Origin of the sequence: Dictyobacter alpinus, assembly GCF_003967575.1 — a bacterium.
Taxonomy (GTDB): Bacteria; Chloroflexota; Ktedonobacteria; order Ktedonobacterales; family Ktedonobacteraceae; genus Dictyobacter; species Dictyobacter alpinus.
Genome location: NZ_BIFT01000002.1, coordinates 2,746,414 through 2,759,685, shown reverse-complemented (window position 1 = coordinate 2,759,685; position 13,272 = coordinate 2,746,414). Strand labels below are relative to the sequence as shown.

The window sequence follows — 13,272 nt, the reverse complement described above, 5'->3', positions numbered from 1 at the left end:
AGGAGATTATTATGAGCGGACTAGCTTTAAAGATACAGGTTGATGATGAGATCGAATTACGCTTGAACGAGGTGCGCTATGCGGATGAATATCTGGCCTTGATCTTGCGCAATCTTGAGTATTTGCAGGAGTGGATGCCATGGGCTGCTTTTGAGCAGACTCCAACATCGCTACGAGCATATATGCAGAACACAATGCTACAATTTGTGGAAGGGAAAGGACTCCCCACTAACCTCTGGTATCGCGGGCAGTTCGCGGGTACCATCGGCTTTTCTAGAATGAGCCATGAGCAGCGCATGGCGGAAATTGGTTACTGGCTCGACAAAGATTTGCAGGGCCGGGGCATTATCACCAAGGCCTGTAGGACATTGGTAGATTATGCTTTCCAGGAATATGGCTTCAATAAAGTGGAGATCCATGCCGCTGCCGGCAACAAACCCAGCCGGTCCGTGGCCGAACGCCTGGGCTTTACACAGGAAGGAATACTACGCCAGGTGGAATGGCTTAAAGGCAAGCCTCATGATATGGTTGTCTATGGCATGCTCGCCAGCGAGTGGACGCATAAATAGTTGAGCAACCGGCCTGGCAGTACTCGGGAGTTGAAAAGGATAGGAATAACATGACGCAGGATCAGCAAACATGGTCGTTTGGTACAGGTAGCGTGACGTGTGATCTCAATGATGGCTCTGTAGTAAATGTGCAGCATCTAGAGCATCCGGGCATGAATTTCTTGCTGAATGAGCAGGAGAATAGCTGGCATCAGGCCCCTTTTCGCTGGGGGAAGGGATTTCTACTCACGAACGAGCAGGGAGCCCGCTGGAATCAGCCACAAACACTCACTGTGAACACTGAAGGACTGGATTGCACCTATCAACTCCTCCCATCACTCACGCTCAAGGTCAGTCGCCTGTTTGGTCAGCACTGGAGCGAAACATACACGCTCACCAATACAGGAACTACCAACGTAGATCTGACCTCGGTGGGCATCAGTACACCTTTTCGCGATCTCTATACCTCAGCTCAGGAGTCTCTTTCGGGCCATTGCCACGCCCATATCTGGACCGGCGGCGCGTATAGCTATGCCTGGGCCTGGCCTATGCGCGGCACAGGACCTGGACTGGGACTGGCCCTGACGCAAGGCGAGTTGTGGAGCTACTCGATCGCTTCGCGTAACTATTTTACTGGCTCGCAGATTCGTGGACATATCTATCTCCATCTCACTGATCGACGCACCCCCCATGCCATGGGCGGTCAGCCCGCCCTACAGCTACAGGCAGGCGCGAGCTTAAGCTGGTCCTGGACACTGGACTGGTTTGAGGATTTTGCCAGCTTCTCACAAACCTTGCTTGCGCCCCCAGTGGAACTGCCCAGGCTTACCGCCCAACAAGGCGAGCCGCTACTACTAAAGCGCCTGGTCAATACAGATGTACAGCTCATCCTACCCCACACGGTGCAGGCCAGCAGGCTTTCTGAGACTACAACCGCCTTGCAGAGCAATCAGGCAGGCATAGCTCACATTGATCTACAATGGGAAGGCAAGCGGGCACGCGTTGGTCTCCTTTTCCATCGTCCATTGCGTGAAATAGTTGAGCAGCGTATTCACTTCCTGCTGGCAAACCAGCGAGCCACTGAACGTGGTGGTACCGCAGCGGCAGCCTTTGTTCCCTATGATACACGCTGGCATCTACGTAGCGAGGCCAGTAACTGGTCGGACTGGTCGGATGCTCGTGAGCGCATCTGTATGCCGATCCTCTTGCAACACGCACGCATGCGCGATTGGGGTGAAAAACAAGCTATCGACGAAGCCCTACACGCCTTTACAGCCTTCTGTCGACACTATCTGATCACGCCCGACAACACGGTCCTGGGTGATAGCTTTCAGGATGCCACGGCGAAACCGCGCCTCTATAACTTTCCCTGGTTTGTCGATTATTTCCTCAATCAATATCACCTCTACGGACAAAACGAGGATGGCGAGACCGCCTGCTCTATCCTGGAACGGTATTATACACTGGGCGGAGAACATTTCCTGGCAATTGGCATAGCTGAATCCACCGAAGCAGTCATCCAGCTGCTCAGAGAGCAGGGCCAGCAACAACGGGCCGAACAATTGCGCGCACGGCTCCTCGCCCATGCTGACTATATGCTGGCCCTGGGAGCCAATCTACCAGCGCATGAGGTCAATTACGAGCAATCGATTGTCGCTCCGCTGCTCCAGTTACTCATCTCAGCGCAGCGCCTCAACCCATCCGAGAAATATATAGCGGCCATTAAAGAGCGCCTGCCATGGCTGCTGGCCTTTGCAGGACCACAACCACATGCGCGCTTGCGGCATATCGCCATCCGCCACTGGGATGGCTACTGGTTTGGAGCCCTGCGCCTCTGGGGCGATACTTTCCCACATTATTGGAGCGTCTTGAACGCCGCCGTCTTACTACGCTTACCAGAAGAGGCCAGTATGAGCGAGGCCACAACCATCGCCCACGCCATCCTGGATGCCAACCTCGTCAACTTCAACGACGATGGATCCGCCACCTGCGCCTTCGTCTATCCATCTTGCGTGGATGGGAATCCAGCCCATGTCGCCGATCCACTCGCCAATGACCAGGACTGGGCCCTGGTCTATGCCCTGCAATACCAGCGGGGGTGATGCTAAAAGCGTTAATCACTCCATGCCAGTTACAACTTTTTTAAAAATTCCAGCACAAGTTGATTGAACTCTACAGATTTCTCCATATTAAGATGATGAGCCACATCTGACATAACAATCTTTTGTGCACCCTTGATCTGCCGGGTCAGGATCTCACCTATTTCCAGGATTACAGCGACATCTTGATCGCCAACGATAATAAGTGTTGGTATATCAATTTCAGCCAGCCGGGCAATCGCTGGCGGATCAATCGTCTGAGCTGGTGGAGCGTCTGGATCATTGGGCCGTGTCCAGTTTTGCAGGCACATAGCCCGAATATGTTCACGGACTAAAGGATCAATCTGTTCAGGCGTCCTGGCTGGCCCTTCAGCCCATAAAGGCAGAGAGAGATCGATCATTTGGGGAATATCCATGCGTTCAAAAGCTTCACTCAAGCGCACAAATTGATCCTGCAATGGACTTTCGTGAATCCAGCGTCCAAAATCAAATCCACTAACACCCGGAGAAACCAGGACCAGAGCACCAACCATCGCGGGATGGTTAATGGCAAAGTCAAGCGCGGTAGCAGCTCCTCCCGAGAGTCCAAGGAGATGTGTGTGCTCAATCTCCAAGAATTGCAGCAATCCATACAAATCCTGCCAGTCAGTATAGAGTGGCGTATCAGTTTTGACGACAGCAGAATCTCCATAGCCACGTATATCATAGCGGATTACTCGATAAAACTGCGCTAGTTCCTCAAATTGATCATCCCAGAGTTTTCTATTTGAATAACCACTATGAATTAAAACCAGAGGATGACCATGTCCTGCAATTTCATAAAAGATAGTTGTACCATTTACATCAGCCATACCAGAATAAAACTGTCCTGTTGCTCTAGACATACAATATCCTCCTTACTTATACTGCTAAAATATTGGACGGCAACTAACGAGGAGACTGCCAGATCATCACTCCTTCTGCGTCAGTTGCGGCCGCTACCATGGTTCCGTCGAGTGACCACAGCACACCTTCAAACGAGCTTTTGGACTTTGGTGCAGCAAAGACAAGTTTCCCAGTCCGGGCCTCCCAGATGTGGAAGGTAAGGTCTTTACTACCAGAGGTAATGTATTTTCCTTGCGGGGACCAGTCGAGACCTTCAACGATATTCGTATGGCCTTGATATGTAAGTATATTACGACCGGTCGCCGTTTTCCATACTTGTGTCTTTTTGTCGTCGCCAATTGCTAAACGTCTTCCAATCTTCAAGTAGATAAAAAAGAGCCGTTATGCTGGTCTTCTCGGCATCAGCGTAACGGCTCTCTCTTAGTTTGCGTCTATAGCGCTGGTATGTTTCACGGCGTGAGAGTTAGCGTTTAGGAACAGTATTTACAGCGCTCACGGCGGCGATAGGCGTAGGCCAGTGTAGCCGCACCCAGGGCTACACCCCAGAATGGCCAGAGCAATTCGGGTCCCATGGTTGTCCAGCTTTCAATAAAGCTGGCGCGGGTGGCGACGATGCGTACATATTCCAGGCCGGCCGAGGTTACGACCAATGCAACAATTGTAGCCGGTATGATTGCCAGACGTGGTGGTACGCGCTTACCAGCCAGACCGATCATCCAGCGCGGAAAGATCTCGCCCCAGCGCTGCACCAGTCCTAGCGTGAGGATAGAACCGACAATAGACACGCTAGCCAGACTGGCTCCCGCAAGCCACATACCACTTGCCTGTCCTTCACGAAGCATCTGCTCGCTGATGCCCAATGGAATCCCCAGCGCCCAGATCCAGCGAGTAGCCGCATAGACTATAGGAATCATAGCGGCGAAAGCGACTGCCCATTTTCCCCAGTAGAGGGCCTTCTGCTTGCTTATTTCTTCAGATTGTGTACTCAGGCGTCCACAATGGGTGCAGGCTCCGCGGATAGATCGGTTATAGGTAACCGCTGTGGCGGCCCATAAAGCTCCACCTACCATTAAGATCGCCTGGTTGATGACTGGCCACGGTATCGCTTTTGAGAAGCTAACGGGCGGCCAGTGGAAGGGAGCACCGATCAGGAAAATGGGCGCATAGGCCACAGCCATCAGGACACGCCGATCGGGAATGATGATCAGCAGGGCAGCAGCAAGCAGGATGGCGATAGTCAGGAGCGGTATGCGTACAACTTTTCCACCCCATCTGAAGGACATGATCAGCGCGAGCAAGACTCCAATCAAGCCTAGCACAGCGATCACAGGTGCACCTGTCTCCACTCGTAATCCTTCTAGCACTGACTCTTGTGCGCCATTAGGATCCCCTGGTCCAAAGGGGAAACCGTTTCCTCCTAGCATCCAGTAGAGACCAAGTAGCCCATAGAGCAGTGACCAGATGGCGGTCACAAAGCCGATCCATTGGGGCCAGCGAGCCGACCAGGATGTATTTTTAGGAAGAGTATAATTGACTTCTTTTGCCATGATATTTCATTCCTTTCAGGTTAGCACATACGTAGCGCAGAAAGAGGTATGTATGTGTTGTTGTTCTCAGGAATAAGCATATCGCTGGCAGGGATTTTTGTGATGCGTCAGCAGTCTTGTTGGGGATGAGACATTTGACGCATCATTATTCGTCCTAATCACGCTGGACAAGCCCTTGTTGCCAGGCAAAGACCGCGGCCTGGGTGCGATCCATGAGGTGTAACTTGGAGAAGATATTGCTCAGGTGGCCTTTGACGGTTTTCTCACTGATGACAAGTTGAGCGGCAATATCAGCATTGGAGTTGCCGGCCGCAATTAAACGTAACACTTCTAACTCACGCTCGCTGAGCTCGATGAAAGGATTGGGCGCGGCGTGCCTGGTTCCACGCAGTTCCTGGACTACGCGTGCAGCGACGCGGGGATGCAACACTGATTCGCCACGTACAGCTTTATGCACGACCTCAACCAGTTCGTCGGGCTGGATATCTTTGAGGACATAGGAGAGGGCGCCCGCACGCAAGGCGGGGAAGATATGCTCATCCTCATGAAACGAGGTAAGTACAATGATTTGTGAGTGTGGACTGACCTGCTTGAGGCGGCGGGTAGCCTCAACGCCATCAATGCCGGGCATCATCAGATCCATCAACACGATGTCCGGTACTAGATCAGTCGCCATACGCACCGCGGACTGGCCTGATTCGGCCTCGCCAACCACGCTAAAGTCAGGCTGGATCTCCAGATACGCTCGGATACCTTCACGTACAATAGCATGGTCATCTACAATCAAGATGGTGATTAGCTCGGTCATCATTCTTCTACTCCTGATACAAATTTCTTCGCACTTACACAATTTCTTCGCCGGGTTGCTCACAGCTAACGGTGATTGTCGTGCCTTTTCCCGGCTCGCTCTGAATCTCTATTTGACCGTTCAGCGCCTGAATGCGCTCACGCATAGAGGACAGGCCAACACCACGATAATCCTTTCTCTGGCCATCAAAACCTCGTCCGTTGTCAGTGATGGCAAGCTTTATACGATCAGTACATGTCAGCTGAATCCTGACGGCCGTAGCTTCACTATGGCGCTCGACATTAGATAATCCTTCCTGGATGATGCGGAAGAGGGCATTCTCGATCACCAGTGGTACGGATGCATCGTTAGCCATTTCAAGTTCAAGTGGAATACCCGTCTGTTCCTGCCAGATGCGTGTATATTGCCGGACCGCTTCAGCCAGATTCTTACCCTCTAGCCCAACTGGTCGTAACTCGCGGATCAAGGTGGTCAGTTCGCGCTGCGCCTGACGGATCAGGTTTTCGGCTTTGGCCAGTTGCGTCTGCGCTGCTGTCGGATTGCGCTCCATCAGTGCTCGCGTCGTGCTCACATGCAAAGAGACGGCAAAAACCTGTTGCTTGACACTATCATGCAAGTCACGGGCCAGCCGCTGGCGCTCCTCAACGGTCGCCAGATCCTGACGCGTCCTGAGTAATTGTTGTAGCTGCTGCGCCATTTGATTAAGGCGGCGAGCCAGTTGACCCAACTCATCACGTGAGGCATCCTGTACAAACAGCGAGAAGTCACCCTGACTCCAACCATCAACGGCACTCACGATCGTCTGCAGTCGGCGCACCAGACCACGGGCGGTCACAATCCCAAAGGCCAGGCCAACCATACCGGCCCCAATGAAAAAGACCACGGCCCTCACTCCAAAGAATAGAAATAGATCCATCCACAGTGCGCGTGAACCAACATATATCCGCACCACCAGCGCGCCTCTGCTCTTTTCACCCTCAAGCAGTGGAGTCACCACATATACATTATCCTGCACAAAAATCGTATGTGCTCTCTGTCCTTCAGGCAAAGGAGAGGCAGGATCAGTCGCGAGTATCTGCTGCACGCTTGCTGGCAGTTGTGGCAAAAGAGGAGATCCAGCAGCGGGAGCAACGTCACCGGCGGCTACGCTCACCCTCCCATGTCCATCTATAGCCGCCAGATATCCCTGAAAGGTTGCATCGCTATCATGGCTCATCTTCCAGATCGCCTGAAGACGCTGCTGCCCGATCTTATCTACAGATAGAGTAGATCCAACCATCTGCGCTAGATTCTGTGCGTGACTCTCAAGCCTGGCTTGACCCTGTGTATTGGACACAACCAGGCCAATCAGCATCACCAGCAATTCAAGCAAGCACAACACAACGACACTGGTAAGCATATATGATATCGTTAATTTCCACTGCAAGCGATTGAAGCGTTTCAATACATGATCACCCTTCACAATAATCTTTTTCTATAGATAGACTCTCCAGCACATTTGCAAAAATAGAACCTGGCGCAACCAAAATCTCATAATCGATGCACTACAACCTATACATTGCTGAGAATACACTAAAAGCATAACTTTTTCGTGCGACTGGAGTCCTGTTAAGAGCAAGACAGGTCAGCATCAAACGAAACAAATTCAATTATGTTGGGAAATATCCAGAGTGTGTGCATGCCTGATCGAGCGACTCAGCATGGCAAATAGGGCCAGCACTAGCTGCCCTATGACTGCCAGCAGGACAGTTGTTTTTGGGCCAGCGTATTGCAGTAATAATCCTGTGAGTGTGAGTCCCAGCGGCGCCAGACCATTGCTAATCAGGCGTGAGACACTATTGACTCTGCCACGCAGGACATCCGGTGTGAGCTTAAAGCGGTAGCCTATATTCACGATATTGTAGATCGGGCTGAGTAAATAGGAGAATCCAACGATACATCCAAGCAGCAAGGGTGCAGGTAGGAGTATCAGGGGCATCCAGAGCAATACGTCCAGCCAGAGTATGCCCAGGATGACAAACGCAAAGCGCACGTGCCGTTGCACTTTTGTAGCTACCATCGAGCCAATAATACCTCCAATACCTCCAATGCTCAAGATGATACCAATTACTTCACTGGATGCCTGCTGTGATTGCGCAATAATAATGATGATAAGCGTCTGACCAGCCCCAAAGAAGACGTTTCCAGCGGTCGTCAGGGCCATTGCACGCAAGAGGGGTTGCCGCCAGAGCCAGCCGAGGCCCTCTACGATATCTTTGAGGAGATGCTGCTTTGTTGCTTCGCGCTGCTCTTGAAATGGGACACGCATGAGTAGCAGTGAGCATAATGAAAACAAGTAGGTAATAGCATCTGTGAGGAACGGCACCACCATTTGTATCGAAAATAGCAAGCCTCCAAGCGGAGAGCCAAGCAAATTCATAATGCCGACCGTCGCCTGGGTATATCCCATCGCGGAGGGAAGCTGCTCTTTGTCAACAACTTGTGGTAAACAGGTAACTTCAGCAATACTAAAGAAGGTTCCAAACAGGACATCGATAAAGCCTGTGATATAGAGCACCTCGATTGTCAGCTTGCCAGAGATACCAAGAAAAAAAATGCTGGCCATACCCAGTAAGCGCGCGCTATCGCACACAATCATCACGCGTTTCCGATCCCAGCGGTCCACGAGCGCTCCAGCCGGAAGCACAAAGAGCAAATAGGTCAGCGAGCGCATGGCACTGATAAATCCAGCCTGGGCCGGTGAATGCGTTACAGCCAGGATAAGCAACGGAAAGGCCAGGAGCGAGACGGCGGTACCAACACTCGAAAGCGTTTGTCCACTCCACAATAACAAGAAATCCCGATTTTTCCACAATGAGTTAGAATAGCTTTTCTGTTCCATAAAGCTTAATATACTCCTTGTTTATTGCTGACAATAAACAAGGATACACTATCTAAAGAAAAAATGCGCCGATAATTATTTCATTTGCTATCTAACTGCGTGATATGCTAAAAATATATACACATTACCTGATAGGAGCTATCAGGAAAGCTTCACGAGTAACTATATAAAAGGTGATCAATCATGGAAGTATTTGATGCTGTTCGTACGATTCTGGCTGTCCGTCAATTTCAGGATAAGCCAATTCCAGAAGAGATTATTCATGAAATCGTTGAGGCGGGACACGTGTCTGCCAGCAGCATGAATGGACAACCCTGGCACTTTATTGTTGTGCAGGATAAAGAGACATTACGCCAGCTTGCACCGCTGGCACGCACTGGTCCGTATATTACACAGGCCCCTGTGTCAATTGTGGTTGGTATGGAACACAGCCCCTTTGCCATCTCAGATGGTAGCCGCGCGATCCAATCCATGTTTCTGACCGCCTGGGCACACGGCATCGGCTCCAACTGGGTCGGCTTTGACAATCTGGAACAGGTTCGTCCACTGCTCGGCATTCCAGAAGACATCAATGTGCTTGCAGTCCTCCCCTTCGGCTATCCTGTCTCAGCTACCAGCAAAGGTATCAAGAAAAGGAAGCCATTAGGTGAGATCGCTCATCGTGAGCGCTGGGATCAGCCTTTCGCCTAAAAATATCTTGTAACTTTTAGCGCTATACTCAATGACAGTGTCTGGTTGCCCATTTTCATCGGGTAATATGCAACCAGCCGTACTTGGGCACCTATGGCGCACCAACAGTTTTAAGTGTAGTGTCAAAAAGTGTTCTCGAACACTTTTTGACACTACACTTAAAAAAGCATGGGCCCTGGAAGGGCCCGAGTACGGCTGGTTGAACGTTCCTGATGAGAGTGAAAAACAAACACTATCTGGGTAAGTAATTATTTTTGTCTGGTAGGGGTAATCTTGAATACGCAATGTCCAGTATGGGTCTGGCTACTACATTCTATTTCGCGAATATCCCACTGTTGCTGTTGTTTGGTTAAACGGAGCATAAGATCAAAGGAAGATTGCCAGGTGCCGCATAAGGGTTGGTTGGCGCCAATGGTTCCGTAGGCAAAGATATTGCTATAGAAGACAAAAATAAATGAGCCATCCGATAGCCGCTTCCATTCAGTTAACTTTTCTCCGCGCCGACTATCAACTTCGTTAGTCAGGATGTTGAGAAGCGCCCGCATCGTCAGATCTGGTCCGATGATCTTTGGAATCTGCTGCATTATAAAGATTAGTACTGCTTTTTGCAGTGCATCAGCCTCAACTTGATCGGCCCAGTGAGCGATCTGCTGGATAGGGTGGCGGGGATTTGAATACATCACAGCATGCATCAGTAACGAAAAATATTCCGGTGGAATCGTAAACTGATCTACGGCTGACGGCCAGTTCTCTTCGCGACTAAATTGTCCCAGACCGACGTCACGTAACAGGTTATCCCATTGTTCCGCGGGAATAACCTGTTTAGCAGCTTTTAATTGATAATACATATGTGAAGAAAATGAACGCTTCGTCCGCGTTACACGTGGCTGAAAACCATATGTGGGTAATGTATTCATAACGATCGTTTTCTCGGCTTGCTGCAATGGAATAGCGGCCGAGGGCATCATCTGCCAGATGCGCCTGAGAACTGCAGCATTAGACTTTGAAAAAACGTGCCTGGTCGATGAAGTTTGAGCTTCAGCACTCAGAATCAAACCATCATTGAGAAAGAAAGATGAAAGATCTACTATTGGAGTCTCATAGTGCAGTTCCTGGTTCAGACGCAGCATAAAGCGTCCAAATAAGGGCGTTGTTGTCTCTTCTTTTTGACCAACCAGGATCGCTAACGGCACAAAACGTTCCTTTATATAGCGATCAAACGCCTGATAACTCGTTGATGTTACAATAGCCCGCATTCCTGCCAATGTCAGTAAAGATGCCAGCTTCTGAACACGATCCACATTTGTGTCAATGATTAAGAGGACATGTTCTTGCGCATTCTTTAAAACATTCAGAGGATTTGTGGATGAGGTTCTGCCGGGGCCAAATAGCATGATTGAAGGTGTCCTTTTCTCATTGAGCAAACTGGTTAGATAATGAATTTTTCATGGCAAAAAGTTGCGGTATATAGCGCATAGCTCTGCAAGTTGCAAACACACGCTAAATACTGCTCTGAAAGATATAGTGTTAGGATGCCTATAATATATCATAGCATAGTCCATAATTAGAGGGGAATAAGAAGGGAGTTTTTAGCTAGTCACATAATTTATTTTAGCACTGAACACTCCACGCCTATGGTGCTCGTTTGCATTTGAGATGCGGTCGCGACCGCCTCTCCCTGTCTCTCCTCTCAAAAAGACGGTCGGTGGAAAACCGGTATAGGGTAGTTGGCTGGTTGGTGGAAAACCTGGATATGATAGTTGGTTGATCGGTGGAAAACTTATACACGATACATTGGCCTGTGGAAAAATCGCACGTGGCGTTAGTTCTATATTCAAACGCTTTCCTGGCATGTGGTACAATTAATACCATTATATGAGAGGGGAAGCGTTGAAATGCCCGAAGTCAAGCTGCAACGAGACGAAGTCATGGCACTACTGGAAGAGCTAGGGGCTGAACTGGCGGCTCGTGAGATTGACTCACCGGTCCAGGTTATTGTATTTGGCGGGGTCTATATGTTGATGCAGATCGGCAATCGCCTCTCAACCCATGATGTTGATATCGTGCCACTCGCGGGCAGCAGTGATCCTCAGCAGGAAACGAAACGCCAAAAGATTTTCAAGCAAGCCAGTAATGCAGTGGCTTCCCGTCATGGCTTACCACGCAACTGGATCAATAATGATGGCGCACTCTTTGTAGAAGAGATTATTCAAAAAAGTGAACTGGTACGCTGGAAGACGTTCCAGATGCTTGAGATCTGGTTACCGGAACTGGCCTGTATGTTAGCGCTAAAATTGACCGCCTTCCGACCCTTACAGGACCTGGATGATACGCTACACTTATGTCAGGCGCTCAATGTCACCACCGCTGAAGAAGCCCAGGCTATCCTCGACCGCTATGTACCCGCCTCCTGGCAAGAAGAGAATCTGGTTGACGAGACGCTCATGGATCTTTTTGGATGACATGTTTCTGCCTGTATCCTGCTATGCGAGATGGTAATGGTATACTACAAAGGAAAGCCTCTTTAAGGATAGGGGGATAGCAGGATGAATATGATACTTACTTTTACCAACGAAATGCATAGCATTAAAGATACTTATCAGGGGATCGCTCAGGGAGAGGATCCTCGCTATGCTGTGGGCGCTTTTCTGAATGACTTCTTTGATTATCACGCGGATGCGCGTCAGGCTTTGATTGCGGATCCTATCGAGGTAGCTGAGCATCCACAACCGGAACACTGGCAGTGGGCCCTCTTCTGTGCTGCGTCCATCGAATATCTCTGCCAGCAATATGGGATGGATTGTCCGGTATGGGTGCATACTCCTATATATGCAACCGCCTTGAGCGAGCCATGGTTCTTTGTGCCAACTGCTCTGCACAATCCAGCTGTCCGCGCACGCTATGAACGCGAGACTCCTGATCCCTTCACGCGCCGCAATATCTTCTGCGGAACACGTATCCTTATGCACAAAAAAGCTACCCACAAAGCCACGGCCCACCATATTATGCAACCGGCTTAAAGTCTTATCAACAATCATACTGGGTATCAGGCACAGGTAAGTGGGTCCCAGTCAACCCATTCGCCTGGATTGAGGATCAGGGTCGATACTTCTTGCTCTTGAGCCGCTTGTAGGAACTTCTCCAGTGCGGCAGGTGTCGAGATATAATGACCTGGATCGTCATGCATACCATAGTGGATAGGGCAAACGCGTCTGGCTCCAAGTATTTTCCCTGCCGTTACAGCCTGCTCGGGTGTCAGGGTCGCGGGAATCATGCTACCGGTAAAGCGGCCGCGATCATAGGTGACGCCATTGATTGGTACAAATGCCAGATCAAAGGGACCATATTGGCGCGCAATGTTCCACCAGTGTCCATGCCAGAGCGTATCGCCACAGTGGATGATCCTTCGCCCGCCTCCATCAATAATCCATGAGACCTGGGGCTCGCCCCATCCATCTGCGGCAGGAACAGGAATAGCCATGATATCGGCGGCAAGCCAGTTGAGCAGGATCGGCTTATACATCTCCGTTGCCTGGACCCGAAATTGGTTGTGGGCTACAGATCCAGCCATCAGACGGTGACAGAGCAGGCTCCCTTGCTCACCCAGCACAGATTGTAATGCCACTGGATCATAATGATCATCGTGCATATGGGTAATTACAGCATGTCGTTCGGTTGTCTGGGAAACAAGTGGAGGCACTGATATACCACCACTATTCCAGTTAGACGCTCCCTCAATAGCATCAATAAAGAGGGTTGTGTCACCTACTTCTATTTTTAATCCAGCCCAGATCAATCTTTGCAGACGCATTTT

General features: G+C 50.2%; 13 protein-coding genes. 5 read left to right on the top strand and 8 right to left on the bottom strand.

What is annotated here, in order from left to right:
* Positions 1-11: 11 nt before the first annotated feature.
* A complete protein-coding gene (locus EL633_RS33595; protein WP_126631568.1) occupies positions 12-569 on the top strand; it encodes a GNAT family N-acetyltransferase in 558 nt (185 codons plus the stop codon).
* A gap of 50 nt (positions 570-619) precedes the next feature.
* Positions 620-2,650 carry a hypothetical protein gene (locus tag EL633_RS33590; RefSeq protein WP_126631567.1) on the top strand — a complete coding sequence of 677 codons (2,031 nt, stop codon included), beginning with the start codon at positions 620-622 and terminating at the stop codon, positions 2,648-2,650.
* A gap of 29 nt (positions 2,651-2,679) precedes the next feature.
* Here the strand turns inward: EL633_RS33590 and EL633_RS33585 are convergent, their stop codons facing one another.
* The 6 genes from EL633_RS33585 to EL633_RS33560 all read right to left on the bottom strand — a co-directional run bounded on the left by EL633_RS33585 (position 2,680) and on the right by EL633_RS33560 (position 8,768).
* The gene (locus EL633_RS33585; protein WP_126631566.1) at positions 2,680-3,531 is read right to left on the bottom strand and encodes an alpha/beta fold hydrolase; all 852 of its coding nucleotides are present in this window, start codon (positions 3,529-3,531) and stop codon (positions 2,680-2,682) included.
* Between the two features lie 43 nt (positions 3,532-3,574).
* Positions 3,575-3,895 (bottom strand): WD40 repeat domain-containing protein, encoded by a 321-nt coding sequence (locus EL633_RS33580; RefSeq protein WP_161982667.1) that lies wholly within the window; start codon positions 3,893-3,895, stop codon positions 3,575-3,577.
* Positions 3,896-4,002: 107 nt separating this feature from the next.
* Complete coding sequence (locus EL633_RS33575; protein WP_126631564.1) at positions 4,003-5,079, bottom strand: hypothetical protein; 1,077 nt, start codon at positions 5,077-5,079, stop codon at positions 4,003-4,005.
* Positions 5,080-5,233: 154 nt separating this feature from the next.
* Entirely contained in the window at positions 5,234-5,887 is a 654-nt protein-coding gene (locus EL633_RS33570; RefSeq protein ID WP_126631974.1) for a response regulator, read from the bottom strand.
* 34 nt (positions 5,888-5,921) lie between these two features.
* The gene (locus EL633_RS33565; RefSeq protein WP_126631563.1) at positions 5,922-7,349 is read right to left on the bottom strand and encodes a HAMP domain-containing sensor histidine kinase; all 1,428 of its coding nucleotides are present in this window, start codon (positions 7,347-7,349) and stop codon (positions 5,922-5,924) included.
* Positions 7,350-7,532: 183 nt separating this feature from the next.
* Positions 7,533-8,768 (bottom strand): MFS transporter, encoded by a 1,236-nt coding sequence (locus tag EL633_RS33560; RefSeq protein WP_126631562.1) that lies wholly within the window; start codon positions 8,766-8,768, stop codon positions 7,533-7,535.
* 183 nt (positions 8,769-8,951) lie between these two features.
* Between EL633_RS33560 and EL633_RS33555 the strand changes: the two genes are divergently transcribed.
* The gene (locus tag EL633_RS33555; RefSeq protein ID WP_126631561.1) at positions 8,952-9,458 is read left to right on the top strand and encodes a nitroreductase family protein; all 507 of its coding nucleotides are present in this window, start codon (positions 8,952-8,954) and stop codon (positions 9,456-9,458) included.
* A 248-nt stretch (positions 9,459-9,706) separates the two neighbouring features.
* Here the strand turns inward: EL633_RS33555 and EL633_RS33550 are convergent, their stop codons facing one another.
* On the bottom strand, positions 9,707-10,852 hold the full coding sequence (locus EL633_RS33550; RefSeq protein ID WP_126631560.1) for a hypothetical protein: 1,146 nt from the start codon (positions 10,850-10,852) through the stop codon (positions 9,707-9,709).
* A gap of 501 nt (positions 10,853-11,353) precedes the next feature.
* Between EL633_RS33550 and EL633_RS33545 the strand changes: the two genes are divergently transcribed.
* Both EL633_RS33545 and EL633_RS33540 read left to right on the top strand, forming a co-directional pair.
* Positions 11,354-11,920, top strand: a complete 567-nt coding sequence (locus EL633_RS33545; protein WP_126631559.1) for a hypothetical protein — start codon at positions 11,354-11,356, stop codon at positions 11,918-11,920.
* 84 nt (positions 11,921-12,004) lie between these two features.
* A complete protein-coding gene (locus EL633_RS33540; RefSeq protein ID WP_126631558.1) occupies positions 12,005-12,478 on the top strand; it encodes a hypothetical protein in 474 nt (157 codons plus the stop codon).
* Positions 12,479-12,504: 26 nt separating this feature from the next.
* Here the strand turns inward: EL633_RS33540 and EL633_RS33535 are convergent, their stop codons facing one another.
* Positions 12,505-13,269: an MBL fold metallo-hydrolase gene (locus tag EL633_RS33535; RefSeq protein WP_126631557.1), complete on the bottom strand. Its 765-nt coding sequence runs from the start codon at positions 13,267-13,269 to the stop codon at positions 12,505-12,507.
* Positions 13,270-13,272: the final 3 nt, after the last annotated feature.